At 42.2% G+C, this 26,805-nt stretch carries 26 protein-coding genes and 3 pseudogenes; 26 read left to right on the top strand and 3 right to left on the bottom strand.

Annotation, left to right across the window (positions count from 1 at the left end; translation table 11 throughout):
* Positions 1 to 6 precede the first annotated feature (6 nt).
* The 5 genes and pseudogenes from LK416_08780 (at position 7) to LK416_08760 (ending at position 4,486) form a co-directional block, all read left to right on the top strand.
* Positions 7 to 1,671 (top strand): recombinase family protein, encoded by a 1,665-nt coding sequence (locus tag LK416_08780; protein UEA73778.1) that lies wholly within the window; start codon positions 7 to 9, stop codon positions 1,669 to 1,671.
* A 172-nt stretch (positions 1,672 to 1,843) separates the two neighbouring features.
* Positions 1,844 to 2,062, top strand: a pseudogene (locus LK416_08775) (SDR family oxidoreductase).
* A gap of 92 nt (positions 2,063 to 2,154) precedes the next feature.
* Positions 2,155 to 2,460 carry a thioredoxin gene (trxA, locus tag LK416_08770; GenBank protein UEA73777.1) on the top strand — a complete coding sequence of 102 codons (306 nt, stop codon included), beginning with the start codon at positions 2,155 to 2,157 and terminating at the stop codon, positions 2,458 to 2,460.
* 12 nt (positions 2,461 to 2,472) lie between these two features.
* A complete protein-coding gene (locus LK416_08765; GenBank protein ID UEA73776.1) occupies positions 2,473 to 2,793 on the top strand; it encodes a rhodanese-like domain-containing protein in 321 nt (106 codons plus the stop codon).
* A gap of 1 nt (position 2,794) precedes the next feature.
* The gene (locus LK416_08760; protein ID UEA73775.1) at positions 2,795 to 4,486 is read left to right on the top strand and encodes an FAD-dependent oxidoreductase; all 1,692 of its coding nucleotides are present in this window, start codon (positions 2,795 to 2,797) and stop codon (positions 4,484 to 4,486) included.
* A 121-nt stretch (positions 4,487 to 4,607) separates the two neighbouring features.
* Here LK416_08760 and LK416_08755 read toward each other — a convergent pair whose 3' ends face one another.
* The gene (locus LK416_08755) at positions 4,608 to 5,267 is read right to left on the bottom strand and encodes a Crp/Fnr family transcriptional regulator (GenBank protein ID UEA73774.1); all 660 of its coding nucleotides are present in this window, start codon (positions 5,265 to 5,267) and stop codon (positions 4,608 to 4,610) included.
* Positions 5,268 to 5,385: 118 nt separating this feature from the next.
* Between LK416_08755 and LK416_08750 the strand changes: the two genes are divergently transcribed.
* From LK416_08750 to LK416_08650, 21 genes and pseudogenes are all read left to right on the top strand, one after another.
* On the top strand, positions 5,386 to 6,159 hold the full coding sequence (locus LK416_08750; GenBank protein UEA73773.1) for a DUF134 domain-containing protein: 774 nt from the start codon (positions 5,386 to 5,388) through the stop codon (positions 6,157 to 6,159).
* 188 nt (positions 6,160 to 6,347) lie between these two features.
* Positions 6,348 to 6,557 (top strand): DUF6219 family protein, encoded by a 210-nt coding sequence (locus LK416_08745; protein ID UEA73772.1) that lies wholly within the window; start codon positions 6,348 to 6,350, stop codon positions 6,555 to 6,557.
* A gap of 3 nt (positions 6,558 to 6,560) precedes the next feature.
* The gene (gene bcp, locus LK416_08740; GenBank protein UEA73771.1) at positions 6,561 to 7,016 is read left to right on the top strand and encodes a thioredoxin-dependent thiol peroxidase; all 456 of its coding nucleotides are present in this window, start codon (positions 6,561 to 6,563) and stop codon (positions 7,014 to 7,016) included.
* A complete protein-coding gene (yaaA, locus tag LK416_08735) occupies positions 7,016 to 7,765 on the top strand; it encodes a peroxide stress protein YaaA (protein ID UEA73770.1) in 750 nt (249 codons plus the stop codon). Before bcp ends, yaaA begins: the two co-directional genes overlap by 1 nt.
* 127 nt (positions 7,766 to 7,892) lie before the next feature.
* Positions 7,893 to 8,300, top strand: a complete 408-nt coding sequence (locus LK416_08730) for a transcriptional repressor (GenBank protein UEA73769.1) — start codon at positions 7,893 to 7,895, stop codon at positions 8,298 to 8,300.
* Positions 8,301 to 8,307: 7 nt separating this feature from the next.
* Positions 8,308 to 8,727 (top strand): annotated as a pseudogene (locus LK416_08725) (flavin reductase family protein).
* 204 nt (positions 8,728 to 8,931) lie between these two features.
* Complete coding sequence (locus LK416_08720; GenBank protein UEA75895.1) at positions 8,932 to 9,474, top strand: rubrerythrin family protein; 543 nt, start codon at positions 8,932 to 8,934, stop codon at positions 9,472 to 9,474.
* Between the two features lie 27 nt (positions 9,475 to 9,501).
* Complete coding sequence (locus LK416_08715) at positions 9,502 to 10,446, top strand: L-lactate dehydrogenase (protein ID UEA73768.1); 945 nt, start codon at positions 9,502 to 9,504, stop codon at positions 10,444 to 10,446.
* Positions 10,447 to 10,473: 27 nt separating this feature from the next.
* A complete protein-coding gene (locus tag LK416_08710) occupies positions 10,474 to 10,848 on the top strand; it encodes a desulfoferrodoxin Dfx (protein UEA73767.1) in 375 nt (124 codons plus the stop codon).
* A 550-nt stretch (positions 10,849 to 11,398) separates the two neighbouring features.
* Positions 11,399 to 12,055: a hypothetical protein gene (locus LK416_08705; protein ID UEA73766.1), complete on the top strand. Its 657-nt coding sequence runs from the start codon at positions 11,399 to 11,401 to the stop codon at positions 12,053 to 12,055.
* A 198-nt stretch (positions 12,056 to 12,253) separates the two neighbouring features.
* Positions 12,254 to 12,682 (top strand): GNAT family N-acetyltransferase, encoded by a 429-nt coding sequence (locus LK416_08700; GenBank protein ID UEA73765.1) that lies wholly within the window; start codon positions 12,254 to 12,256, stop codon positions 12,680 to 12,682.
* A 32-nt stretch (positions 12,683 to 12,714) separates the two neighbouring features.
* Positions 12,715 to 12,831 (top strand): annotated as a pseudogene (locus LK416_08695) (linear amide C-N hydrolase).
* Between the two features lie 263 nt (positions 12,832 to 13,094).
* A complete protein-coding gene (locus LK416_08690; protein ID UEA73764.1) occupies positions 13,095 to 15,197 on the top strand; it encodes a LacI family DNA-binding transcriptional regulator in 2,103 nt (700 codons plus the stop codon).
* Positions 15,198 to 15,669: 472 nt separating this feature from the next.
* Positions 15,670 to 16,680 carry a sugar ABC transporter substrate-binding protein gene (locus LK416_08685; protein ID UEA73763.1) on the top strand — a complete coding sequence of 337 codons (1,011 nt, stop codon included), beginning with the start codon at positions 15,670 to 15,672 and terminating at the stop codon, positions 16,678 to 16,680.
* A gap of 145 nt (positions 16,681 to 16,825) precedes the next feature.
* Entirely contained in the window at positions 16,826 to 18,325 is a 1,500-nt protein-coding gene (locus LK416_08680; GenBank protein UEA73762.1) for a sugar ABC transporter ATP-binding protein, read from the top strand.
* Position 18,326: 1 nt separating this feature from the next.
* Positions 18,327 to 19,346, top strand: coding sequence for a ribose ABC transporter permease (rbsC, locus tag LK416_08675; GenBank protein UEA73761.1), 1,020 nt, complete (start codon positions 18,327 to 18,329; stop codon positions 19,344 to 19,346).
* Between the two features lie 21 nt (positions 19,347 to 19,367).
* The gene (locus LK416_08670; GenBank protein UEA73760.1) at positions 19,368 to 20,846 is read left to right on the top strand and encodes a family 43 glycosylhydrolase; all 1,479 of its coding nucleotides are present in this window, start codon (positions 19,368 to 19,370) and stop codon (positions 20,844 to 20,846) included.
* A 21-nt stretch (positions 20,847 to 20,867) separates the two neighbouring features.
* Positions 20,868 to 21,833, top strand: a complete 966-nt coding sequence (locus LK416_08665; protein UEA73759.1) for a carbohydrate kinase — start codon at positions 20,868 to 20,870, stop codon at positions 21,831 to 21,833.
* 197 nt (positions 21,834 to 22,030) lie between these two features.
* Positions 22,031 to 22,429, top strand: a complete 399-nt coding sequence (locus LK416_08660) for a hypothetical protein (protein UEA73758.1) — start codon at positions 22,031 to 22,033, stop codon at positions 22,427 to 22,429.
* Between the two features lie 137 nt (positions 22,430 to 22,566).
* A complete protein-coding gene (locus LK416_08655; protein UEA73757.1) occupies positions 22,567 to 23,901 on the top strand; it encodes an ATP-binding protein in 1,335 nt (444 codons plus the stop codon).
* Positions 23,902 to 24,011: 110 nt separating this feature from the next.
* The gene (locus LK416_08650; GenBank protein ID UEA73756.1) at positions 24,012 to 24,497 is read left to right on the top strand and encodes a YaiI/YqxD family protein; all 486 of its coding nucleotides are present in this window, start codon (positions 24,012 to 24,014) and stop codon (positions 24,495 to 24,497) included.
* 130 nt (positions 24,498 to 24,627) lie between these two features.
* Here the strand turns inward: LK416_08650 and LK416_08645 are convergent, their stop codons facing one another.
* Together LK416_08645 and LK416_08640 are read right to left on the bottom strand one after the other, a co-directional pair.
* The gene (locus tag LK416_08645; GenBank protein ID UEA73755.1) at positions 24,628 to 25,902 is read right to left on the bottom strand and encodes a GHKL domain-containing protein; all 1,275 of its coding nucleotides are present in this window, start codon (positions 25,900 to 25,902) and stop codon (positions 24,628 to 24,630) included.
* A 15-nt stretch (positions 25,903 to 25,917) separates the two neighbouring features.
* Positions 25,918 to 26,652 (bottom strand): LytTR family DNA-binding domain-containing protein, encoded by a 735-nt coding sequence (locus tag LK416_08640; protein ID UEA73754.1) that lies wholly within the window; start codon positions 26,650 to 26,652, stop codon positions 25,918 to 25,920.
* Between the last annotated feature and the right edge of the window lie 153 nt (positions 26,653 to 26,805).

The following is a 26,805-nucleotide window of genomic DNA, read 5'->3' as shown; positions in this document are numbered from 1 at the left end:
ACGGTTATGATGAACGGATATGAATATACAGACATGGACGCAATACTGGCAGGCAGCTTCCGGGCAGCCATCTATTGCAGGCTTTCCAAAGACGATGACCTTGACGGGGAGAGCGCCAGTATTGCCAACCAGCGGGATATGCTGGAAAAATACTGCGAAAAGCAGGGATGGGAGGTTGTGGCAGTCTATCAGGACGATGGCTACACGGGGCTGAACATGGAGCGCCCCGACCTGAAACGGATGCTCAAAGCCATCGAGCGCAGGCAGATAAACCTTGTCATAACGAAAGATTTATCGAGGTTGGGCAGAAATTATTTGCAGACCGGCACACTCATTGAGGACTTCTTTCCCCGCCACGGCGTCCGCTATATCGCCATGAATGACGGTATCGACACCATGCGGGAGAATAACGACATTGCGCCGTTCAAGAACATCCTCAACGAGATGTACAGCAAGGATATTTCCAAGAAGGTACATTCCTCTTACCTTCTGAAAGCCCAGCAAGGCCAGTTTACCGGCTGTATCGCCCCTTTCGGGTATCAGAAAGACCCGGAGGACAAAAACCATCTGCTGGTGGACGAGGAAACCGCCCCCATTGTCCGGCAAATCTTCCGCTGGGCGCTGGAAGGACACGGCCCGAACTTTATCCGGCGCAGGCTGGAAGAACAGAAGGTGCCTTGCCCTACATGGTGGAACCGGGAACGGGGCTTCCGCAATGTCCGCACTAAATGGGAAAAGAAAGACCCGGTAAACGGGCGGTATATGTGGGATTTTTCGGTAATCAAGGACATCCTGATGAATCCCGTCTATACCGGGGCTATCGCTTCCCAGAAGAAGGACTACCGCTTCAAAATCGGCACCATCGGGGAAAAAAAGCCGCAGGACTGGATTGTGGTGGAGGAACGGCATGAGCCGATTGTTGACCGCAAGAGCTTTGACATCGTGCAGGACAAGCTGAAATCCCGGCAGCGTTCCCGCCAGACCGGGGAAATCAGCCTGTTTGCGGGGCTTCTCAAATGTGGCGAGTGTGGGAAATCACTGACTATCCGCTACACCAACGACAAGCACCCGAAGCAGATTTATTCCTGTAAGACCTATAATGCCTATGGGAAACAGCACTGTACCCAGCACCGTGTGGAGTACGAAACCCTTTACCGCCTTGTGCTGAACAAAATCCGGGAATGTGCGAAGGCCGCCCTGATGGACGGGGAAGCTGTTGCCGGACGGCTTACCAACACCTGTGAAGCCGAGCAGAAAGGCCAGCGGGAAGCGTTGGAGCGTTCCCTGACGAAGCACGAGGAACGGATTGAGGTACTGGAAAAAATGGTGCTGCGGCTCTATGAGGACATGGTTGCCGGACGTATCAGCGAAGCAAACTTCAATCTCATGCTGGATAAGACGCAGAAGGAACAGGCTGAACTAAAGGAACGGGTTGAACAGGGGCGCAGGAAGCTGGCTGATGAAATCCGCCTTGCCGTGGACGCCAAGCAATGGGTGGACGCCATTCAGGAATACGCCGACATCACGGAGCTGGACGCTGCCACCCTCAACCGTCTGATTAAAGAAATCGTTGTCCATGAACACATCGACAGCGATAAGACACGACACATTTCTATTGAAATTCATTTTAATCTCAAACCCATCCCGGAGGTGGAACAGGTCACGGCCTGACCTGTTCCCGCCGGGGCGGTTCTAAAAAAATTCCATAAATTTCTTGACACGCCGCCGCCCGCCATCGAGCAGAGTTTTACACCTATTTTGGTATGAAACAGTTTATGGCGGGTGCCGGTGTTATGCTGATTGGTGCGCTTCTTGTACCAAAACTTAAGGACCTTATCCCAGCAAAGGTATTCGTGTTAATGCTGTTGCACCTGGGATTACAGAAACTGATATGATGAAAGCTGTGCCAAAGGAAGTTATCGAACCTATGATTGAAAGAATTCCATTGCGTCGTCTTGGACAGCCAGAAGATATTGCCAATGCGTTTGTGTTTCTTGCTTCAGATGAGGCGAGTTACATTACAGGTGTTATATTAAGTGTAGATGGTATGGCAAGAAGTTAATTTAATGTTGTATGGTGATGTAATCACGGAAAACAAATGAAATTAAGACTATAATAAAGCTACAAAAAGAAAAAGATAAGGAGGACTGTAAAATGTCTGCTATTAATATCAATAAAAATAATTTTGAGAACGAAGTACTGAATTCCGATAAAACCGTTCTTTTAGATTTTTGGGCATCTTGGTGTGCGCCTTGCCGTATGGTAGTACCTATTGTAGAGGAGATTGCAGGTGAGCGTAGGGATATTAAAGTTGGAAAGATTAATGTAGATGAAGAGCCTGAACTGGCAAATAAGTTCAGTATTATGAGCATTCCGACTTTAGTGGTTATGAAGAATGGGAAGATTGTACAGCAGGTTTCAGGGGCGAGATCTAAGAATGCGATTTTAGAAATGCTTTAGAGAGGTGTGCTAATGGGATTTTTTAATTTCTTTAAACAGTCGAATATTAATCAAGGCATAGAAGGATATAAAAGGACTGCTGGTGCAGTTCTGCTGGATGTCCGTACTCCGCAGGAATATCAGGAAGGACATATACCAGAAAGTAAAAATGTGCCGTTGCAGCAACTAGACAATATTGTTTCTGTAGCGAAGAATAAGGATATCCCTCTGTTTGTATACTGTTATTCCGGTTCCCGGAGCCGTCAGGCAACTGGGATGTTGCAACGAATGGGATATTCTAAAGTAAATAATATCGGTGGCATTGCAGCTTACTCAGGAAAGGTGGAAAAATAAGATGAAGGTAATAATCGTAGGAGGTGTAGCAGGAGGAGCTACAGCCGCAGCAAGAATACGCAGACTGGATGAACATGCAGAAATTACTGTGTATGAAAGATCCGGATACATATCCTATGCGAATTGTGGGCTTCCATATTATATTGGAGACGTGATTACAGATCCGGAAGCACTTACACTACAGACACCAGAGAGTTTTTTTAAACGCTTCCGTATTAACATGAAAATTCATCATGAAGTTATCTCAATACATCCCGAATGTAAAACTGTTTCAGTGAAGAATTTAGAAAACGGTGAAATATTTGAAGAAAACTATGATAAGCTAATCCTATCTCCAGGTGCAAAGCCTACACAGCCGAGACTTCCCGGAGTAGGTATTGATAAACTTTTTACACTTCGTACTGTAGAAGACACTTTTCGGATAAAGGAATATATAAATAAGAATCATCCAAAATCGGCTGTATTGGCAGGTGGCGGTTTTATTGGTCTGGAACTGGCAGAAAATTTGAGGGAGCTTGGCATGGATGTTACGATTGTCCAGGGGCCTAAGCAGCTGATGAACCCTTTTGACCCGGATATGGCATCCATGATCCATAATGAAATGAGAAAGCATGGGATAAAACTGATACTGGGCTATACAGTAGAAGGATTTAAAGGAAATGACAACGGAGTGGAGGTTCTGTTGAAAGATAATCCATCCCTTCAGGCTGATATGGTAGTTCTGGCAATCGGAGTCACACCAGACACAGTATTAGCAAAAGAAGCCGGTCTGGAACTTGGCATCAAGGAAAGTATTGTAGTGAATGACAGAATGGAAACCTCTGTACCGGATATTTATGCTGCAGGTGATGCAGTTCAGGTAAAACATTATGTTACGGGTAATGATGCGCTGATTTCTTTGGCAGGACCGGCCAATAAACAGGGCAGAATCATCGCTGATAATATTTGTGGCGGTGATAGTCGTTACCTGGGCAGTCAGGGAAGCTCCGTTATAAAAGTGTTTGATATGATAGCAGCCACTACAGGTATCAATGAAACCAATGCCAAAAAGTCAGGATTAGAGGTAGATACAGTAATTCTTTCTCCTATGAGTCATGCCGGTTACTATCCTGGTGGAAAAGTGATGACCATGAAGGTGGTTTTTGAAAAAGAAAGCTATCGTTTGCTTGGCGCTCAGATTATTGGATATGAAGGAGTTGATAAACGTATTGATGTGCTGGCAACAGCAATTCATGCGGGGCTGAATGCAACCCAGTTGAAAGATCTGGATCTGGCATATGCACCACCTTATTCTTCTGCTAAGGATCCGGTAAACATGGCTGGATTTATGATAGACAATATTGCAAAAGGGACATTAAAGCAATGGCATTTGGAAGATATGGACAAGATTTCTAAAGATAAAGATGTGGAGTTGCTAGATGTGAGAACTGTAGGTGAATTCAGCAGGGGGCATATAGATGGATTCAAAAACATACCTGTAGATGAACTGAGAGAACGAATTAGTGAAATTGAGAAAGGAAAGCCTGTGTATCTGATATGCCAGAGTGGTCTGCGCAGTTATATTGCGAGCCGTATTCTGGAAGGAAACGGTTATGAAACGTATAATTTCTCTGGCGGATTCCGATTCTATGATGCAGTGGTCAATGACCGTGCGCTGATTGAAAGGGCATATGCATGTGGTATGGATTATTAAAAAATAATCACGATATTTTTATAATTTTCTTATAGCATAAAAAGATCCCCCATTTATTAGAATGACTTTCATAATTCTGATAAATGGAGGATTCTTCTTTATATGTTACAGAAAAACAGTTTTATGACCTTTGGAGTGTTTCCAGTCTTTTTGGATCAAGGATTGTGATTTTGCCCCGGGAGAGTTTGACGAGACCCTCGCCTTGAAAGTATCGAAGCATTCGAGTGATAACTTCCCTGTGGGAACCAAGATGGTTGGCGATAGTTTCGTGAGTGATTTTCAATTCATTTGTTTCTTCGATAGAGGTCTCTTCTAAAAGAAATGAAGCAACACGCTTATCCAAACTCTTCCACATGATTTGTTCAATCAGCCACATGACATCAGAAAAACGAGTAGCCATTAACTCATTGGTATAGTTTGCGACAGGAGCAGATTCATTCATGATGCCCTTATAGATTTCAGCAGGGATGATCCAAAGATCAGTATCTTTTTCTGCCTCAATGGTTACTTCAAATTGAATGGATCGTATGATACATGAGGCAGATAAAAGACATATATCCATATCGAACAGACGGTAGAGTGTAATCTCTCGTCCTTCATCTGATAATATATAAGTTCGAAGCTGCCCGGATTTAACCAGTAATAATCCGGTACAATCCATGTTCCCGTTGTGAATGATTGTTCCTTTTTTCACATGCTGTGTGATCAAATTGTCTGAAATTAGTTTTTTCTGTGCTGTATTTAAGTCATTCCATAGTGGAAAATAATTTTCGAAGCTCATAATAGTTATCTCCTTTATGAACATAGTATACTTGCTTTTTTAAGATGCGTCAATCGAATAATTGACATATGCCCTTTATAGGACTATTATATAAGAAAGGCGAGAAAGGAGCAATTTCATGCCGAGACCAGTAAAATGCAGAAAAGTCTGCCATTTCCCAAATGTTTTAGAATTCCTTCCGGCAGATGATACTGAGAAAAAAATGCCCATTGTTCTGACGGTAGATGAGTACGAGACAATCCGTCTTTTGGACAAGAAAGGTTACAGTCAGGAGCAGTGTGCGGAATCTATGCAGATCGCAAGAACGACGGTCCAACGGATTTACGAGATTGCCAGAAAGAAAATAGCAGATGCTCTCATTGATGGACATCCGCTTAAAATTGAGGGTGGGGATTTCATAATCTGTGACGGTCAGAGCAGCGACTGTAGCTTTGGAGGATGTTACAATCATGAGATTTATCAAAAATATGCAGTAGAAAAAGGAGAAGGTATCATGAGAATAGCAGTAACATATGAAAATGGACAGATTTTCCAACACTTTGGACACACAGAGACATTTAAGATTTACGATGTAGAGGAAGGAAAAGTGCTACATTCAGAAGTAGTAGATACGAATGGAAGCGGACATGGTGCATTGGCAGGAGTTCTTAATGCATTAAATGCCGATGTTTTGATCTGCGGCGGAATCGGAGGGGGTGCTCAGACTGCGTTAGCGGCAGCGGGTATTAAGCTTTTTGGCGGAGTTTCAGGAGATGCGGATAAAGCAGTAGAAGCTTTTATCAATGATACGCTTGATTATAATTCGGATGTGAAGTGTTCTCACCATGAGCACAACCATGAGGAAGGACATACGTGTGGTGAGCATGGATGCGGAAGCCATAGCTGTCATTAAGAAGAAAAAAATACAACACGAAAGGATGCGTCAAGGTAATGCCAGAATTATCGTGATACATCCTTTTGTATTTGGAATGATTATTTTTCTTTCACTACTTGTCGAAAGTAATGGATGGAATGTACAATATTGTTAATGATCCAGAGATATTTATTTTGGAAACAGCTTAATCAATTTGGAGGTATAAAATGAAAGCACATAAATATTGGTCAATCGGAGCAATAGTTACAATGGTTGGAACTTTTTATACAGGATATAAAGGGTTAAAAGCAGCACACAAATACTTTGCATTTGGCTCTCTGATATGCTTGATTATGGCAGTCTATTCTGGTCATAAAATGATTTCTGGCAATAAGAGGACAAGAAAACAGATGGGAATGAAAGAAGTGGAGGAATAAAATATGTTAGAAGTAGGAAAAAAAGCACCGGACTTTGAATTGCCGGATCAGAATGGAGAAATGCATAAATTAAGCGATTATGCAGGAAAAAAAGTGATCCTATATTTTTATCCAAAGGATAATACACCAGGATGTACGAAGCAGGCATGTGGCTTTTCTGAGCGTTATCCACAGTTTAATGAGAAGGGAGCTGTTATTCTCGGAGTGAGCAAGGACTCTGTAGCGTCTCACAAGAGATTTGAAGAAAAATACGGACTGGCATTTACGCTATTAGCAGACCCGGATCGTAAAGTTATTGAAGCATATGATGTCTGGAAAGAAAAGAAAAATTATGGAAAAGTATCTATGGGTGTAGTAAGAACTACTTATCTTATTGATGAGCAGGGAATCATTATAAAGGCAAATGATAAAGTCAAGGCGGCAGATGATCCTGAAAATATGCTTAAGGAATTGGCATAATGAAGATTATTTTATCACCTGCAAAAAAGATGATAGTAGATACCGATAACTTAGCACCGGTTGGACTGCCTGTCTATATTGATAAGACAGCAGAAGTATTAAACTGGATGAAAAGCAAATCAAAAGAAGAACTGAAAGCTATCTGGAAATGTAATGACAAGATTGCAGAGCAGAACTTTAACAGATTGGAAAATATGAATCTTTATAACGGGCTTACTCCGGCTGTTTTAGCATATGAAGGGATTGCATTTCAATATATGGCACCATCTGTGTTTGAAATCCAGCAGTTTGAGTATTTGCAAAATCATTTAAGAATCTTGTCTGCGTTTTATGGCATTTTAAAACCAATGGATGGTGTGACTCCTTATCGTCTTGAAATGCAGGCAAAGGTTGGAATTGGAGATGCAAAAAATCTGTATGAGTACTGGGGGGAATTGTTATACCGCTCAGTAATCGATGACAGTAGGATTATCATTAATCTTGCATCAAAAGAATACTCAAAATGTATAGAAAAGTATCTGACACCACAGGACAGATATATTACGATTGTATTTTGTGAGTTATCCGGAGATAAATTGGTAACAAAAGGTACCTATGCCAAGATGGCTCGTGGTGAAATGGTCAGATTCATAGCGGAAAATAATATTGAAAATCTGGTGGAGATTCAGAAATTTGACAGACTCGGATACTCGTTTAGGTCTGATTTATCTTCAGATTCAGAATATGTATTTGAACGCAAAATAAAATAGTTATTCAGGTAAAAGATGTTCAGTTTGGCAGCTTTTATAATAATGAGAATTATTACTATTTTTATTGACAACAGGATGATAGTGGCATATAATCCTTATTAAGAATTATTCCCAATAAGGAGAATGAATGACAAGAAGGAGAAATACCATTCAAAAAGATCTCGTAAGAAATACCGTATACGAAATGAGAAGACACGTTACGGCAAATGAAGTGTATGAATTTATAAAAGAAGCATATCCATCAATTGGAAAAGGAACTGTATATAGAAATCTTGATATATTGGTAGAGGAAGGTGCATTAAGAAAGGTTGAAGTTCTGAATGGACCGAACCGATTTGATTTTACATTGAAAAATCATTACCATGTAAGATGTATAAAGTGCGGTGAAATTTTTGATGTGGATATGGATCAAATACCGGATTTGCTGGAAAGAATTCATAACACTCATGGAATTGAATTTGTGGATTACGATATTTCATTTAAAGGCATTTGCCCGAAATGCAGGGAGAAGGTAAAGGAGGAACAGCATGGATAGGAAAGCAATGTATAAGTTGAGTTATGGACTGTTTATATTGACCGCTAAAGAAGCAGAAAAAGATAACGGATGCATCATTAATACAGCCATTCAGGCAGCTTCGGAACCAAACCAGCTAAGTATCTGTGTAAATAAGTCAAATTATACGCATGATATGATTCAAAGAACCGGAAAATTTACTGTATCAGTCTTAAGTCAGAAGGCACAATTTGAATTGTTCAAACATTTTGGCTTCCAATCAGGAAGAGATACCAATAAGTTTGAAACATTTGAGCAGTGTGCCAGAGGCACGAATGGTATTTATTATATTACAGAAGGTACAAATGCATACATTTCTGTGACAGTTACTAAAACAGAGGACTTGGGTTCACATACGATGTTTATTGGTGAGATAACCGATATGGAAGTTTTAAGCAATGTTCCTTCAGTAACATATGATTATTATCAGAATAATATTAAGCCTAAGCCACAGGAGGTTGGAAAAACAGAGGATGGTCAGACAATATGGCGTTGCAGAATTTGCGGATATGAATATGTAGGCGAGGAATTACCGGATGACTTTATATGTCCTTTGTGCAAGCACCCGGCATCAGATTTTGAAAAAGTAGTAAAGAAAACGGAGGTAAAAGAGATGGCAGAAAACAAATATGCAGGAACACAGACAGAGAAGAATTTACAGGAGGCATTTGCAGGGGAATCACAGGCAAGAAATAAGTATACCTATTTTGCATCTGTAGCGAAAAAGGAAGGTTACGAGCAGATGTCAGCATTGTTTTTAAAGACTGCAGATAATGAGAAAGAACATGCAAAGATGTGGTTCAAGGAATTAGCAGGAATTGGTGATACAAAGGAAAACCTGGCGGCAGCGGCAGAAGGCGAAAATTATGAGTGGACAGATATGTATAATGGCTTTGCTAAAACAGCTGAGGAAGAAGGATTCCCTGAGCTTGCAGCAAAATTCAGGGCAGTAGGTGAGATTGAGAAGCACCATGAGGAAAGATATCGTGCACTTCTTAAGAATATTGAAACTGCACAAGTATTTGAAAAGAGCGAAGTTAAGGTATGGGAATGCCGTAACTGCGGACATATTGTGGTAGGAACTAAGGCACCTGAAGTATGTCCGGTATGTAATCATCCACAGAGCTATTTTGAAGTACATGAAGAGAATTATTAAGGAGATGAGATTATTACGAAGAAGAAAGTGATTAATTCAAAAAAAGCAGTAATGATAGGCTGTGGCTTTGTTGGTTCTGCATCGGTATTTGCTCTGATGCAGAGTGGCTTGTTTACAGAGATTGTCCTTATCGATGCAGATAAGAACAAGGCAGAAGGAGAAGCGATGGATATCAGTCATGGTATTCCATTTGCGAGTCCGATGAAAATATATGCCGGAGATTATGATGATGTGGCTGATGCTGCAATTGTTGTCATATCTGCCGGAGCGGGACAGAAACCGGGAGAGACAAGGCTTGATCTCGTAAATAAAAATGTAGCAATATTTAAGTCAATCATTCCTGAAATAGCAAAGAGAAATTTTGCAGGTATCATGCTTGTAGTTGCGAATCCGGTAGATATCCTGACTCAGGTAGCCATAAAGTTATCAGGACTTCCAGAAAACAGGGTTATTGGATCGGGTACTGTGTTAGATAGTGCCAGATTAAGATATAAGCTTGGTGAGCATTTATCTGTGGACAGCAGGAGTGTTCATGCATTTATAATAGGTGAGCATGGAGACAGCGAAGTTGTAGCATGGTCATCAGCCAATGTATCTGGTGTTCCATTAAGTGAAATGTGTGAAATGCGTGGACATTACAAGCACAAGGAAAACACGGCAGAAATAGCTACAGAAGTCAAGAACAGTGCTTATGAGATTATAAACAAAAAGCACGCTACATATTATGGAATTGCAATGTCTGTAAAAAGAATCTGCGAAGTGATTATGAGAGATGAAAAATCAATACTTCCTGTATCACACATGATTCATGGAGTATATGACATTGACGGAGTATCGTTAAGTATGCCAGCTATTGTAGGTGCAGATGGTATTGAGTCTGATATACCTATTAATTTAAGTGGCGAGGAAGCGTTAAAGCTTAAGGAATCTGCAGATTCATTGAAAAAGATTATGGAGACAATTGAATTATAAATTTTACACATGGAAGGAGAAAAAGTCATGGAAGTAAGGTATTATATTTGTAAGCATTGTGGAAACATTGTTGAAAAGGTAAAGGATAAGGGTGTACCTGTAATTTGTTGCGGAGAACCTATGCAGGAATTAAAAGCCGGAGTGACAGATGCTGCTGTCGAGAAGCATGTACCTGTATATACGATAGAAGGCAGTCATGTTCATGTCGTGGTCGGAGAGACAAAACATCCAATGCTTGAAGAGCATTTCATTGAGTGGATTACATTAAATACAAACCAGGGAATATATAGAAAACAGTTAAATCCAGGGCAGGAGCCGGCAGCAGATTTTTGTCTTTGCGATGGTGAACAGGTAGAAGAAGTATATGCATATTGTAACCTGCATGGATTATGGAAATGCTAAAAGCATTTATACATATTAAGGTTACAGAACAACACAATGATGAGGTAGAAGATCAAGATGAACAGATTATGGGAACTTTAAAATATCTCACATAGCGGTTAGTTAATCACATTCTGTATGTCGATGGTCAAATTCCAAAAGGCTGATATAGTAAGAAAGGCTGTTATTTTTTAGAGAGTAGCAGCTTTTTTTATTTTGAATATAAAATATGACACATACACTTGACAATATGCATACATGGATGAAATAGGACATTTCTTACTAAAACAGTATGTTTATGGTATACTAGCTAGTAGTAATGCAGTTTCAACCGATATTACATATTATTATAAACAACAGCGTTAGAGCATTTATGTGATTGAAACATAGATGCTCTTTTTTTGTGCCCGTTGGGCAATGGATATGAATGTAACTTTAGGACATTTTGTCCAGAAGTTCAGATAGAGGAAATCAAGGAGGAACACGAGATGTGCAGTAAAATGTGTATCTTATGGGTGAGAGCACCCACAGACAGAAGCAGCAGGAAAATATATAACAGGAGGACAGAACAATGGTCGATGAATTGACGCAGGAGTCGTTCCAGACAGGAAAGGCGATTGTGACTGTCAGCGTAGATCTGATTACTGCCATTGTAGATGCGTGCAAGCGGTCTGAACAGCAGAATCCTGGTATGAGCGAGGAACAGAAGGAGACATTGCTCGGCAAGGTTGTCGATAAGGTAATGTCGAATTATAAGGAAACGCATGGCTCATTAAAGGGATTCAATAGAGAGGGCAAAGATGTCACGCATATTGATGTGAATGATGAGAGAACAGCGGAGCTTTTAGAGAAAGCCTGTAAGAAAAGTCATATTCCGGTGGATATGAAAAAGGTAACGAGGGCAGATGGTTCCATCACGCATACTGCATTCTGTGAAGTGAAAAGCATAGATCAGGTGGCAGCATTACTGAAGATGGCTTCCGAACAGGTACTTGAGGAGCAGAAGGAAATGACCAAGACACTTGTACTTTACGATGGTAAGGGCAAGGAGGTTATGTCGGCTGACTTTGTAAATAATGGTGAGATAAATATGGACGATGTGGAAACACTGTCAAGATTCTCTCCATATTTTAGGTGCCGGCAAATGCAAAGCACCCGATATTATTTGATATATGCTGTGCGTCATAAATGTGACCAAAGTCAGCCCGAAACATTTACATTATACTAAATAAATTAGGAAAATGTGACAAAAAGTCATGTAAGTATTGCCCAAGTATTTTCTGGGATATTTTATAATAAATTTATGGGTGGCGGTCTGTTAATAATCACTTTGATATTTTATAATGTAAGCATTGGTTGTAATTTAGTTGATGGTGCAAAGTCAGTTTAAGTGGTCTGAAACTCAGCGTGAAAGGAGAATATAATTATGGAGATCAGAAAAGCGGCAGCAGAGGATTTTGATATTGTATTTGATTTTATAGAGAAATTATGGACATATAATACATATGACAGGGAAGAAATACGCAAAGTATATATGGACGTCATAAATGACGAACGCAGCTTTGCATTTTTATTATGGGATGAAGGCGTTTGCAGGGGCATGTGCCATGGAGACTATTTCAATACATTCTGGATGTCGGGACTCACATGCTATGTGTCAAGCCTTATAACAAGAGAGGAGGACCGCGGAAATGGCTATGGTGTGGCACTCCTGGATCATGCAAAGAAGCTTGCAAAGCAGAGGGGGTGCAAGGCTGTCACCCTTGATTCCGGTCTTCCGCGGACAGGGGCACATGGCTTCTACGAACACTATGGATTTGAAAAGAGCTGTTATGGCTTTGAACTGATGATATAAATTATCTGAGGAGATTGGAAAGAAGACAAAATATGTGTACAGCGGCGACATATAAGACAAAGAATTTCTATTTTGGAAGAACGCTGGATTATGAATTCTCGTACGGCGATGAGATCACCGTGACTCCGAGAAATTATCCGTTTGAATTCAGATATATGGGCAGGACGGCACAGAACTTGCCAGATATCCATTGCTGCAGGGGGAGAACATCAACTGGCAGAACTAAGTATCTGCCCCCCCGGGACCCGGGAAATACCAGGAAATAACTTGGCGTTTTTATCTGCATTTCTGCATTTTGCGAAAAATTTGTGCTGTTTTATGTAATGGTGGAGCCGGCAACTGCATGGTGCCAGTAGCCATCGCAGAGCCAGTAGCCCTCCAACAGAGCCGGCAGTCTGGATGATGACAGTGGTTGCACAAACATAGAAAAGTAGATTATAATATCGGAAAAGGACGTTGCCAGTGGCAATGTACGGAAGCCAGAGTTATATCTGTGATAAAGGAGAAAGAACGAGATATGGGCAAGTCAAAGGTTACAATAAAAGAGATTGCGGATAAGGCAGGGGTGTCCATAGCTACAGTTTCCCATGTTATCAACAGGACAAGGTATGTAAGACCTGAGCTTGTGGATAAGATAGAGAAGATTATTGTAGAGACGGGATATCAGAATAAGATAGCAGATAAGGAGAGAAAACTGCTGGTTGGCCGAGAGTCTACGATCGTTGCAGTCATTCCGAACATTGAAAGTACGATATACAGAGATATGGTAGCTTATGTGGAGCAACTTGTCAGTGTACAGGGATATCAGTTCCTTGTGGCGATAACAGACAATGATTTTAAGGAGGAGACACAGGTGCTTGCCGGACTTCTGGTCAACAAGAAGGTTGCCGGTATCATACATGCGCCGGTGAGTGATGTGGCAACCAACTACACAAAGCTTATACAGTCAGGCGTTCCATTTGTCTGCGTGGAGAGAAATATACTTGGATCAGGGATAGACTCAGTTGAGTTCCGAGACAGGGAGGCTATATTTAAGGGCGCAGATTATCTGCTCGCGAGTGGACACAAGAATGTTTTGTTTTTCAGAGAGAGTACGGACAGTACCACCAGGGATGAGAGAACAAAAGGTTTCCTGAGTGCTCTGCAGAAATACAATATAAATACAAACGATGCGAATATAGTGGATGTGACACTGGAAAATGGCGAGGATGACTGTATGCTCGTCATCCAGAAGGCGCTCCGCAGATACAGGCCGACCGCAGTTCTTGCGGGGGGCAACAGAATAACGCTCTACCTCATGAAGACACTGAGAGATATGGGAATCGACTGTCCGGGAGAGATATCTGTGGTTGGGTTTGGTGATGAGAGCTGGTCAGAACTTACATATCCTCCGCTTACCATAATCAGAAGAGATGTGAAGGGGTTAAGCACCAAGGCAGTTGGAATGCTTTTTGAGAAGATCAACACAGGTGCGGTCATATCCCATGACTGCTATGCCGATGTGGAACTGGTTGTCAGGAAATCCACCAAGATGCTGGATAATGGACCATTTGGAGATAAGGCAGCTGCCCCTGATTCCGTGGTGCTGACGAAGGAGGAAAAACAGAGGCTGAAGGCAGGACATTTCAGAGTTGCCATATCATTCCATTACACAGGTACGTCATGGGCTGAGCTTCATGAGAAGGGTATCTGTGAGGAGCTTGAGCAGTTCGGGATAGATGTGGTGTCGGTTATGGATGCGCACTTTGACTCGGAACTGCAGAATGCGCAGCTTGATGGAATAAGACTTCAGAAGCCGGACGCAGTTATAGCTATTCCGGCGGATGACAGCCGTACCAGAGAGAAGTTTCAGGAACTTTCCAAAGTGTCAAAGCTGGTGTTCATAAGCAATGTTCCGGATGGCATGTCCAAGAACAGCTATGTGTCCTGTGTATCAGTAAATGAGTCGGAGAATGGAACGAACACGGGAAGAATGCTGGGGGAATACTGCAAGGAGAACAAGAAAAAAAAGGCAGGTTTCATTATTCATGGTGCGGCATTCTATGGAACAAGAGTCAGGGATAACGCCGCTGAGAGGATAATCAAGGACAGTTATCCTGATATTGACATAGTTACGATCAGGAGTTTTGGAGAGATATCCAATGCATATCAGGTAGCCCAGGACGTGATAACTGCCAATCCTGAAATTGAGGCAATGTATGTGAGCTGGGATCGCCCGGCACTTCTGGTTATAAAGGCACTCAAGGAGCTTGGCAGGGAGGATGTGGCGGTGTTCACCACGGACCTTGATCATGGAATTGCCAGGTGCATGGAGGAAGGAATCGTCAAGGGACTCAGCACGCAGAGACCATACGAGCAGGGAAGAGCGGCCGCGGCAGTTGTTGCCAAGTCCCTGGTAAGTGAAGAACAGCTTCCAAAGTATGTGGGAGTTCAGCCGTATCAGGTTGAGCCAAAACAGCTCAGGCTTGCATGGAAGGAAATCTTCCATGAGTCCATGCCGGACAGATTGAGGTGACATGACATCTTTAGTTAGTTCGTGCCGGACAGATTGAGGTGATATGACATCTTTAGTTAGTCTGTGTCGGACAGAGTTAGAAACTGTATCTTTTTATCTAAAAAAGAATCCGTTAGAGAGAAAATTGTATCTTTCTGGCGGATTTTTTGCGTTTATACACAAGAGACAAGGTGACAAGTAACGGGTGTCAATCATACACTACAAATCCCATAAGCATGACATCTGGTAAAATATTTACGTAAAAAACGACAAAAGACCCGCGAACCATATAATACAATAGAGTTTTATTTGTGCAAAATGACGAATAAACAATAAATAAAACACTTGATATTGACAATAACCGACAAAAGTTATATCATCAAAACATGCAAGGGACGAAAAACAGTTTAAAATTTACGTAAATAAATCGGTTAAGAACAGTTTTTCGACAACGAGTTAGCAAAGAAAATACATGATAGTGGAGGTAAAAATTATGAGAAAATTTAAAAAATTATTAGCAGTTGGAGCATGCCTGTGCATGTCACTCAGTTTACTGGCAGGTTGTGGATCAGGAAACACTTCGGGCAACGGTTCATCTGATTCAGGTACAAAGCAGGAGAGCACAAAGTCATCTGACCTGTCATTTGCATTTTGTACAAACACACTCAACAATACATTCCAGAGTTCAATTGATGCCAAGCTCAAGGAGCTCTGCGATGCGAACGGAATATCATATACATGTCTTGATCCTGACTACGATCTGAACACACAGCTCAGCCAGTTATCAGACGTGGCAAATAGTGGATACGACGCAGTGTTCATCATCCCGGTTGATTCAGCAGGTATCACATCAGGTCTTGCAGAGATCAAGGATGCAGGAATCCCAATCTTCAATGTAGATACAGCAGTTATCGAGGATGACATAGAGAACTTCGTAACACAGTTCGTTGGAACAAATGCTTACATGGCAGGACAGCTTGTCGGTGAGCAGATGGCTAAGGATTATCCGGACGGAGCAGACATTGCGATCCTTGACTTCCCATCAAATGAGAGTTGTGTAGACCGTGTAAATGGTTTCCTTGACGGACTCGGTGATAACAAGGATAAGTTCAACATCGTAGCACAGCAGGATGGCGAGGCAGCACTTGATGCATCAATGAGCCTTGCAGAGGATATCATCACAGCAAACACAGATCTTCAGGCATTCTTCTGTATCAATGATCCTTCAGCACTTGGCGCAGCAGCAGCAGTTAAGGCAGCCAACAAGACAGGTCAGATTGGTGTATACAGTATCGATGCTTCACCAGATGGCAAGCAGGCACTCCTCGACGGCGAGTTCACAGCAGTTGCATGTCAGGTTCCTGTACAGATTGCTGAGTACGCATTCAACGCAGCACAGAAGTATGTGGGCGGAGATACAACGATCGACGAGAAGAAGGTATATCTTGACTCACACCTCGTACTTAAGGATGAGGCTGAGAAGACAGTTAACGATTGGCAGTAACAGCACGGGGCTGCCCCCGGCTGGACATACATGACACAACGTAGGTGTATATAACACGGGAGAGACCGGGGATCTTAGATCTCCGGCCGAGATCCCGAAAAAGCAGGATAACAAAAGATTTATTTTAGAAACTTGGAGGTTTAATATGGGACAGACAGTTCTGGAAATGATAGGGATAAAGAAAAGCTTCTCCGGAATATATGCTTTAAGTGGCATCGACTTTTCCCTTGAGCTGGGAGAGGTACATGCACTGCTCGGTGAGAATGGTGCAGGAAAGTCCACACTGATCAAGGTCCTCGGCGGAATTTACCAGCCCGACAGCGGAATCATCAAGGTAAATGGCAAGGAGGTCAAGATCAACGGAGTTCCGGCTGCCAGAGAAAATGGTATAGGAATAATACATCAGGAAATCGTACTTGTTCCATATCTTTCGGTGGCACAGAATTTGTTTCTCGGCAGAGAGATAAGGACAAAGCTTGGAACGCTGGACTTTGCAGAGATGAACAGAAGAGCAGAGGAGATGATATCGTCCCTCGGTGTGAATATAAAAGCAGACACGATAGTAGAGAATCTGACCATCGCACAGCAGCAGATGGTGGAGATCGTCAAGGCGGTCTCATTCAACGGTAAGATCATAGTTATGGATGAGCCTACCTCATCACTCTCAAATGAAGAGGTGGAGCAGTTATTTGAGATCATTGAGAATCTCAGAAAGAAACAGGTAAGTATAATCTACATCTCCCACAGAATGGAGGAGCTCTTCAGGATATCTGACAGAGTTACCGTCATCAGGGATGGTGCATACGTAGGAACAAAAAAGACATCTGAGACCAACCCGAATGAGCTGGTTGCGATGATGGTAGGAAGAGATCTGGAGAGCTTCTATGCCAGGGATTACTGTGACATGGACAAGGCAGAGGTTGCTCTGGAGGTAAAGAACCTTTCACAGACAGGTGTCTTTGAAGATATAAGTTTTTCGGTACACAAGGGTGAGATCCTGGGATTCTCAGGTCTGGTCGGTGCCGGACGAAGCGAGATCATGGAGGCGGTATTTGGTGCCACACAGCCTACATCAGGCGAGGTGATACTCGGCGGAAAGCTGGTACACTTCAAGAATCCGATGCAGGCGATCAAGTCAGGCGTAGCCCTGGTTCCTGAGGACAGAAAGAAGCAGGGACTGGTGCTCGGCAACAGCGTGGCGTTCAACCTAACACTCTCATCCCTCAGATTCTATATGAATGGAATCGCCATAAGCGAGAAAAAGCGCGGTGAGGTCATAGACCATTATTCAAAGCGGTTGCGGATCAAGGCGGCGTCACCTGAGATCGAGGCGGGCAGCCTGTCAGGTGGAAATCAGCAGAAGGTAGTTCTGGGCAAATGGCTTGCAACCAAGCCGGATGTGCTCATTCTGGATGAGCCGACCAGAGGCGTTGATGTAAATGCAAAATTTGAAATATACACAGTAATCAATGAACTGGCAAAGGAAGGCATAGCGATAATCATGGTATCCAGTGAGCTTCCTGAGATCATCAACATGTGCGACAACGTATGTGTGGTCAGAGCCGGAAAACTCGTGAAGAAGCTGTCAAAGGACGAGCTCTCACAGGAAGAGATAATGAAATACGCTGCAGGAGGTATCGAATAATATGGGCGAGACAAAGAAGAATTCAAAAGCAACTTCTATATTAAAAAACAATCCCCTGACATCCATAGTCAAGGGCAACATAGGAATCATAGTGGTTCTGATAATCATGTGTGTGGCCGTAGCACTTGCCACAGACAAGTTTTTAACGACCAACAACATCATATCAGTGCTTAGACAGATATCGATCAACACATACATAGCACTTGGAATGACACTCATAATCATACTTGGTCACATTGACCTGTCAGTTGGATCGATAGTAGCTATGTCGGGAACTCTAACCGTAGGTTTTATAGTTAATCAGGGACTTCCTCTCGGCGTAGCAATAGCAGCAGGCCTTCTGGTCGGCACAGCGGCTGGCTTTGTAAGTGGTTTCATAGTAGCCAATTTCAAGGTGCCTGCATTCATCATCACAATGGCCATGATGAATATAGCAAGTGGTATAGCTTATGTCTACACAGGTGGACAGTCAACACGTATCACAAACAAGCTCTTTATCGAGATCGGTACAGGATATCTGTTCAATGTGATTCCACTTCCGGTAGTGTACATGGTAGTGCTCATCATACTGTTCAGCTTCATCCTCAGTAAGACAAAGTTCGGAACATACGTATACGCGATAGGTGGTAACCGCGAGGCCGCAAGACTTTCAGGTGTACCTATCAAGAAGATAGAGATCATAGTGTTTACAATATCAGGACTTCTCTCAGCATTCGCAGGACTTGTACTCTGTTCAAGAATGTACTCAGGCCAGCCTTCAGTTGGAAGCGGATACGAGCTTGATGCCATCGCAGCCTGTGTACTTGGCGGAACCTCTATGACAGGTGGTAAAGGACGGATCAGTGGAACAGTATTTGGTGCCATGGTCATCGGAATCATCTCAAATGGTCTTAACCTTATCGGAGTGTCATCATACTGGCAGCTCATCATCAAGGGTCTCATCATCGCATGTGCGGTACTCCTTGATGGACAGAAGGGCAAGCTTGAGCTCCTCAAAAAGAAGAAACTTGCAGCAAACTAGTAGAAAGAGAGGATTGATAATATGGAGATTTTTAGAAAGATGTCCTTCGCGGATTCCACGGGAGATGCAATACCTTTCTACCACGAGGGCAAATATCATATATTCTCACTGACTTCCCCTCCGGGAACAACAGTGTACCCGGCAAGACTCAGAACAACATGGAGCCACAGTGTATCAGATGATCTGGTGCACTGGGAGGAGCTTCCTACAGCGCTCTATCCGGGCGAGGGCGACGAGCCGGATGCATCGGGAGTATGGACTGGATCAGTCATATACGGCGAGGGCAAATACCATGCATTCTATACAGGCTACTGCCTCACCGCAGAGTATCAGCAGACCATATGCCACGCTACAAGCGACGATGGAATCACGTGGGTGAAGGATGCAGCCAATCCGGTCATCACACCTATGATAGAGCTTTACGAGAAGCTTGACTGGAGAGATCCATATGTATTCTACAATGAGGAGGACAAATGTTACTGGATCCTCATATCAGCGAGAAGGTTGGATATGCCGATAACCAGAAGAGGATGTATAGTTCTCTACAGATCAAAGGATCTGGTCAACTGGGAATATTACGGACCGATATATTCACCGGGACACACCAACTGTCCTGAGTGCCCTGAGATGTACAAGATGGGAGACAATTGGTATCTCTCATACTCAAGATTCTCAGAATATGTAAATACAATATACAGAGTTGCAAAGTCACCATTTGGCCCATGGAGAAAGCCAAAGAAGGATGGCATAGGCGGAAGAAGATTCTACGCAGCCAAGTCCATGCAGGATGATGACGGCAGACGCTTCTACTTCGGTTGGGCTCACGACAGAGCAGACAGAAGCGACAGAGGTGAATGGTACTGGGGCGGAACCTTCTGCGTGCCGCACGAGGTAGTTGCCACAGCGGATGGAGGACTTGACGTAAAGCTTCCAAAGGAATATGAGCATGTATTTGAGAAGCCTGTGGCATGGGATTACATCCCTGTACTTGGAAATGCAGAGCTTCACGGAGACAGACTGGTTGAGATGGATTCAGTAAGCACATGTACATACGGATTCCTTGGACACAATGAGGAGAGCTACATGCTGAAGTGCAAGATCATGCCTAGAGAGGTGTATGACCATTTCGGTATACTGCTCAAGTCAGACAAGGAAGCAAGCGGATGCCTTCTCCTTGAGTTCGATGTGGCCATGCAGAGAGTGTCATTGGTAAATCTTCCTATGGGAGTTGACCCGTTCTGGGTTCAGTCCTGTCAGGCTGTGCCTCCTGCAACGGAGCCGGGCCCTGATGGAGTCAGAGTGTGCGAGAAGACATTTGACATAACAGAGGGCAGCGAGATAGATGTGAAGATCATCGTTGACCATGATATGGTGGAGGTATTTGTCGGAGAACAGGTGGCATTTACATACAGGATATATGCAAAGCCTGAGTTTGAGACAGGACTTCTGGCACAGGATGCAAGAGTAGAATTCTATGACATAGAGATCACAGGAAAGTAAAATTCACAAGGAGGATCCAACATGGAAAAGAAATATGATGTTGTGGCTCTTGGTGAATTCCTGATAGACTTTACCCCTGCCGGAAGCACTGATTCCGGGATGAAGCTCTTCGAGCAGAATCCCGGAGGCGCTCCGGTAAATATGCTCACGGCAGTCAGCAAGGCCGGACTTAAGACCGCGTTTATAGGAAAGGTCGGGGATGACATGCATGGCAATTTCCTTATTGAGACGGCAAAGCAGGCAGGGATAGATACCAGAGGTATAGTTGTCGATGACACGGTATTTACCACTTTGGCATTTGTCACTCTGGATGAGAACGGAGAGCGTGAATTCTCATTTGCCAGAAAGCCGGGAGCGGACACAATGCTCTGTTACAAGGAAGTGGATGCCGAGCTGCTAAGAGACACAAAGGTGTTCCATATAGGTTCGCTGTCTCTCACGGATGAACCGGCCAGAACCACCACATTCCAGGCGGTGAAAGAGGCGAGAAAATACGGAGCGGTGATATCCTATGATCCAAATTACAGAGAGCCGCTGTGGGACAACAGAGAAAATGCGATGGAGAGAATGAAGAGTATTCTCCCGTTTGTAGATATAATGAAGCTTTCGGATGAGGAGACGGCACTCCTCACACCATTTGAAGATCCGAAGGAGGCTGCGGAGTATCTCCTTGGAACAGGCGTCAGACTTGTTGCGGTCACCCTGGGAAGTGAGGGTGTGTTGATATGCAGTAGGGATGGCAGCAGAAAAGTTCCTGGATTTGTCAGCCATGTGGTCGACACAACCGGAGCTGGAGATTCGTTCTGGGGGGCATTTGTATCGCAGCTTATAAGGGCGGACAAGAGCCTAGAGGAATTCAGTATAGACGAGCTTGAAGAATTTGCAAGATATGGAAATGCGGTGGCGAGCCTGTGTGTCGAGAAGCGCGGAGGACTCAGATCGATTCCTGAAGAGAGCGAGACATTTGAGAGACTCGCAGTAAAGTAAGTGTACTACAATTTTTCACATAAAATTTTCCCTTAACCCTGAAGGCCGGAGAGTTTCCGGCCTTCTTTTTTGTACAATCTAACATTTGGACAGTATAATCATTCAAAAGTGCATTAACTCATAATTCCATTTCCTATAATATGTGGCTGGTGAACAAAAAAATAATCATATATACCACATATTATTAGGAAGAAGAGATGATAAATTGGGAGGAGAGAAACAGAGCGAAAATACCAGGATCATATAAGGAGTGGCTTAGATTTTCAGGAAAATGTCGTATAGCAGGTAATACAGCAACATTTTGGGGACCGAATGAATTCCATTCTGAATATGTATCAGAAGGATTGGTTATAATTGGGGAAATTAATGGTGATGGAGAAGTGGTGTGCTTTTCAAAGAATGAAGGCGTTTTTGTACGGGTATTTGAAGGGAAAACAACAGAGATTAATGATTTTGCGTGTGTTCTTAAGGAAATAATAAAATTAATGGATGATAAACCTATCTTATCTCAAGAAAGATATTTAGAAATATTGCAGAAAATCAAAGAAAAAAGGATAGGGAGAAAAATAAATAAGCAAGCAGGAACGCAGCAGTAAATGGGTCCCATTTGTGATACAGGCAGAATACAATAATAAAATGTGATTTTAATAATTATATACGCTCATAAAATGTGAAAAAGAAGTTAGTAAAAGCTATAATTATGTGATATAGTATTCTGTGAGGAGGTGGAAGTATGTATTTTAAGAGAAAAATAGATGACTTTTTATTGAATTGGAAAGAAGATATATCGCATAAACCATTAATCATAAAAGGTGCAAGACAGATTGGAAAAACAGAGTCTATATTACATTTTGCAGGTAATGTCTATGCAAATGTTGTATATATAAATTTTGTGTTGGATAAAAGATTTCGTGCAATTGTAAGTGATGGCTATGATGTAGACACGGTAATAAAGAATATTTCTTTGGTTGATCCAAATTTGAAATTTGTTCCAGGGGAGACAGTTATAATTTTTGATGAAATACAGGAATATCCGGATGTAGCCACATGTTTGAAATCATTTAATATAGACAGAAGGTTCGATATTATTTGCAGTGGTTCTATGCTTGGGATTAATTATAAGAAGATTCATAGTAATAGCGTTGGAAACAAAACGGATTATGAAATGTATTCTATGGACTTTGAAGAATTTTTGTGGGCAAAAGGATATACGCAGGAACACATAGATGACATTTTAAGGCATATGATTGAGCTCAAACCATTTAACGAAACGGAGTTAAATGTGTATAAGGCTTTGTTTCTGGATTACTGTGTATTAGGTGGAATGCCGGATGTAATCAGAGGGTATATAGAAACAGGTACATTTTCCGGATCGACTGCTGTGCAAGAACAGATCAGGCTTGATTATGAGGAGGATGTTCGTAAATATGCAGAAGGGCTGGATCAGGCAAAAATCATAAGTGTATATAGAAGTGTGCCCTCTCAGTTAGCGAAAGAAAATAAGAAGTTTCAGTTTAATAAAATAGATAAAAATGCCAGATCAAGGGAATATACCGGTTGCATTGAATGGTTAATTGATGCAGGAGTTATTATAGAGTGTCAGTGCCTTGGGTATCCTGAGCTGCCACTTAAAGGAAATGTAGATGAAGGAAAATTTAAGTTGTATTATTCGGATACGGGATTACTGATTTCTGCACTTGATGAAGAAGCGCAGGAGGATTTACGTGTAAATAAGAACCTTGGTGTTTATAAGGGCGCGTTATATGAGAATTTTGTAGCTGAAGCCTTTATTAAACAGAAATTGGGGTTATTTTACTATAAAAAAGAAAACTCAACTTTAGAGGAAGATTTTTTTGTCAGATCAAAAAGTGAGTTGCTGCCGGTAGAAGTTAAATCAAACAACGCCAGATCAAAATCTTTGTCTTCGCTGATAAAAAATGAAAATTACAGTGATATAAAAAACGGAATTAAGCTTGGTGATTTTAATGTTGGATATGTAAACAATATATATACGTTTCCGTATTTCTGTGCATTTATGATTAAGGCATTTGTAAAAAAATTGGATTAAAAATATAGTGTAATCTTTATGGAATTTCATTAGGCTTATTTGATTTTGCGAATAAGGCTTTTCTTAAGTGGGTGAAGGCTGATAAGAATGATTTAGATGGAGAAATAATAATGCAGATATTTGTTGATGCAGATGCGTGTCCGGTAGTGGACATTGTTGAGACGATCGCAGAAAAATATAATATACCAACTACACTTTTGTGTGACACGAACCATGTGCTGTATTCTGATTACAGTGAAGTTATAGTGGTTGGTGCCGGTGCGGATGCAGTAGATTATAAGCTGATCAGCATATGCCATAAAGGGGATATCGTAGTGTCACAGGACTATGGCGTTGCCGCTATGGCACTTGGTAAAGGGGCATATGCCATTCATCAATCCGGTAAGTGGTATACAAATGAAAATATTGACCAGATGCTGATGGAACGGCATCTTAACAAGAAAACAAGGCGAAGTTGTCATAAGCATCATATGAAAGGACCGAGAAAACGTACAGAAGATGATGATTTACGTTTTGCTCAATCCTTTGAAAAACTCATACGGATGGCAAAGGCAAATGAAGGCAGTTCGAAGGAAAATGATGAACAAAGAAAATAGTTGCATGGCTATTTCTATATTGTATATTTGTTTGTAAAATGGAAAAATGAAGCTGAGAATGATGGCTGGCTGCTGATCATAGCATGATGTGATCATATATGAGCTTTTCGGACGGACAGAGTAAGAAGTATCAGGTTTCTACCAGCGGCAGTAATACTCTGACGGTGAAGATCTCGTCTTTTGCAAAGAACTGGAACTGACCATGATAGGAGTCTGCGATCGCAGCAATATTCTTAGTTCCGAATCCATGTCCTGCCTGTGTGGAGACAGGCAGCCCATTTTGAAAAGCAACCGTTCCGATAAACGGATTGCTGATCTGGATCAGAAGCGTCTGATTCCGTTCGGCGAGCTGAACCTGTATGAATTTTTCCTCTGTTTCGATCGATGCATGGAGCGCATTTTCCAGAGCATTTGACAGAATCGCACATAGCTTTGTGTCGGACAGAGGGAGTTCCGCAGGGATAGAAGCCTGAACCAGCAGGGAGATGCCCTCTGATTCCGCTTTGGTATCATAGGCGGACAGAAGCAGATTGATCAGCTCGTTTGAACAGAAGTGTTTTGGAGTGATCGCATCTAAGTCGGATTGGGCGGTTTGTATATATTCTTGAATCTTATCCAGATTCCCGGTTCCTGCAAGTGCCTGCAAATAAGTAAAATGATGGCGCATATCATGACGGTAGGAGGCTGCCTGTGTCTGCATGGTGCGCATATGATTCAGATCAATGGCAGCATGTGTAAGCTGCATATGAAGAGATTCTGCCAGGCGTTCTGCCTGTTCCTGTTCTTCCAGTTTATGATAATAATAAAAGATAAAAACAAAATAAAAAATGCAGCAAATGGACGGCATAAACTGAACTACAAATTCGTTGCTGGTATAAAGCATATTGGTATAAATCGTAGAGGCATAATCGAAAAGATAGTAGCAGAGAGGAAGGATGCCAAGAATATAGACGGATTTATTTGCTTTTGGCATAAAATGCTGCGCCAGATTTGATTCATAGTGGTATAGGAAATAAAAGGTTACAAAGGCACATCCTACATAAACGATCGTATAGATGATCTTATTGTCAGAAAATAAGCGAACCGCCAGTCCGCACCAGAGAGGGATCTGACAGCACATATAGGCAGTTAAGACACTGACGATCGAAGTGATCCATGAGCATTTGTATATCAGCCAGAGAAAAAGCACCAACGGAAGATGTACAACGACCGGATACAGCCCTCGGGAAATCTCCTGTCCGAAGACGGCGAAAGAAATGATCTGAAGTATTCCGTCGAGGGCACAGAAAACAGACAGAGTGAGTATGTTTTTCCGATTAAAAGGAACACCGGTAAAACATACGCTTGCTACTGTACCAAAGAGGAATACGGTAATAAAATAAATACTGTCGCAGAGAAAACTCATATCATTGTCTCCTTATTATTTCCCAAAAGAGTTTGTATAGGCAAAATTTAAAAACTGTTCCGAAATCTTCGTGTAGTTATTTCTGGAAAGCGGAATCTTCTGACCGTCTGTCAGGATGATATCGCTTTTCGTAACATATTGAATGTAATTCATATTTACCGCATAAGAACGGTGTGGATATATAAAGTCCGGATAGGTTTTCAGAATATCCTGAAATTCCGTAAAGGTCATTACGGCAGAGATCATGGTCTGATCTGCCAGATGTAAGGTGATGGTTCTGTGTGTGACCTCACCATAGACCAGAGAGGATACCCGGATCCGGCTGTACTGCTTCTCTGTTGTATAAATGATGAAGCTTGCGGTATCTTTCTCATCCAGTTCGGCAAGAATGGAATCTATGGAGGCAAAAAATTTTTCTTCGGTTACCGGTTTTAACAGATAGTTCTGGGCTTTTACTTCGTAGCTGTCTACCGCATATTCCGGAGAACTTGTCAGGAATATGATCTCGGTATCTGTTCCGGAAGCTCTGATATTTCTCGCAATCTCAATTCCGTTTTCTCCTGGCATTAAAATGTCCAGGATCGTAATATCAAATCGTTTTCCTTGATCGATGGCATCCAGTAATGAGAAGCCATTTTGAAATATATGAATCTGAAGCGGTGTGGCATGAAGCTCCTGATATCGTTTGAAAAGCGCTGCCAGTATCTGCCGTTCCTGTTTGCTGTCGTCACAAATCGCTATATGTATCAAAAAATCTACTCCTTATCATGGCTTAACCAATATATGATAAGCCGGTCGTTGATCGTCATTTGTACAGGCGTACTCATTGACCTGAGTTCATTATAGCATAGTTCTGATCAAATCGACGGACATTTCATGCACATATAGTGACAATTCGTGCAC

This window comes from Lachnospiraceae bacterium GAM79 (genome assembly GCA_020735665.1).
Lineage (GTDB): Bacteria > Bacillota > Clostridia > Lachnospirales > Lachnospiraceae > Coprococcus.
Note: the sequence above shows the minus strand (reverse complement) of the source record. Positions and strands in the feature narration are given on the sequence as shown.

Excerpts from the sequence above, each read along its gene's own strand:
- LK416_08780 (UEA73778.1), top strand. The coding sequence starts at position 7 with ATGATGAACGGATATGAATATACAGACATGGACGCAATACTGGCAGGC.
- trxA (UEA73777.1), top strand. The coding sequence starts at position 2,155 with ATGTCTGCTATTAATATCAATAAAAATAATTTTGAGAACGAAGTACTG.
- LK416_08765 (UEA73776.1), top strand. The coding sequence starts at position 2,473 with ATGGGATTTTTTAATTTCTTTAAACAGTCGAATATTAATCAAGGCATA.
- LK416_08760 (UEA73775.1), top strand. The coding sequence starts at position 2,795 with ATGAAGGTAATAATCGTAGGAGGTGTAGCAGGAGGAGCTACAGCCGCA.
- LK416_08755 (UEA73774.1), bottom strand. The coding sequence starts at position 5,267 with ATGAGCTTCGAAAATTATTTTCCACTATGGAATGACTTAAATACAGCA.
- LK416_08750 (UEA73773.1), top strand. The coding sequence starts at position 5,386 with ATGCCGAGACCAGTAAAATGCAGAAAAGTCTGCCATTTCCCAAATGTT.
- LK416_08745 (UEA73772.1), top strand. The coding sequence starts at position 6,348 with ATGAAAGCACATAAATATTGGTCAATCGGAGCAATAGTTACAATGGTT.
- bcp (UEA73771.1), top strand. The coding sequence starts at position 6,561 with ATGTTAGAAGTAGGAAAAAAAGCACCGGACTTTGAATTGCCGGATCAG.
- yaaA (UEA73770.1), top strand. The coding sequence starts at position 7,016 with ATGAAGATTATTTTATCACCTGCAAAAAAGATGATAGTAGATACCGAT.
- LK416_08730 (UEA73769.1), top strand. The coding sequence starts at position 7,893 with ATGACAAGAAGGAGAAATACCATTCAAAAAGATCTCGTAAGAAATACC.
- LK416_08720 (UEA75895.1), top strand. The coding sequence starts at position 8,932 with ATGGCAGAAAACAAATATGCAGGAACACAGACAGAGAAGAATTTACAG.
- LK416_08710 (UEA73767.1), top strand. The coding sequence starts at position 10,474 with ATGGAAGTAAGGTATTATATTTGTAAGCATTGTGGAAACATTGTTGAA.
- LK416_08705 (UEA73766.1), top strand. The coding sequence starts at position 11,399 with ATGGTCGATGAATTGACGCAGGAGTCGTTCCAGACAGGAAAGGCGATT.
- LK416_08700 (UEA73765.1), top strand. The coding sequence starts at position 12,254 with ATGGAGATCAGAAAAGCGGCAGCAGAGGATTTTGATATTGTATTTGAT.
- LK416_08685 (UEA73763.1), top strand. The coding sequence starts at position 15,670 with ATGAGAAAATTTAAAAAATTATTAGCAGTTGGAGCATGCCTGTGCATG.
- LK416_08680 (UEA73762.1), top strand. The coding sequence starts at position 16,826 with ATGGGACAGACAGTTCTGGAAATGATAGGGATAAAGAAAAGCTTCTCC.
- rbsC (UEA73761.1), top strand. The coding sequence starts at position 18,327 with ATGGGCGAGACAAAGAAGAATTCAAAAGCAACTTCTATATTAAAAAAC.
- LK416_08670 (UEA73760.1), top strand. The coding sequence starts at position 19,368 with ATGGAGATTTTTAGAAAGATGTCCTTCGCGGATTCCACGGGAGATGCA.
- LK416_08665 (UEA73759.1), top strand. The coding sequence starts at position 20,868 with ATGGAAAAGAAATATGATGTTGTGGCTCTTGGTGAATTCCTGATAGAC.
- LK416_08660 (UEA73758.1), top strand. The coding sequence starts at position 22,031 with ATGATAAATTGGGAGGAGAGAAACAGAGCGAAAATACCAGGATCATAT.
- LK416_08655 (UEA73757.1), top strand. The coding sequence starts at position 22,567 with ATGTATTTTAAGAGAAAAATAGATGACTTTTTATTGAATTGGAAAGAA.
- LK416_08650 (UEA73756.1), top strand. The coding sequence starts at position 24,012 with ATGCAGATATTTGTTGATGCAGATGCGTGTCCGGTAGTGGACATTGTT.
- LK416_08645 (UEA73755.1), bottom strand. The coding sequence starts at position 25,902 with ATGAGTTTTCTCTGCGACAGTATTTATTTTATTACCGTATTCCTCTTT.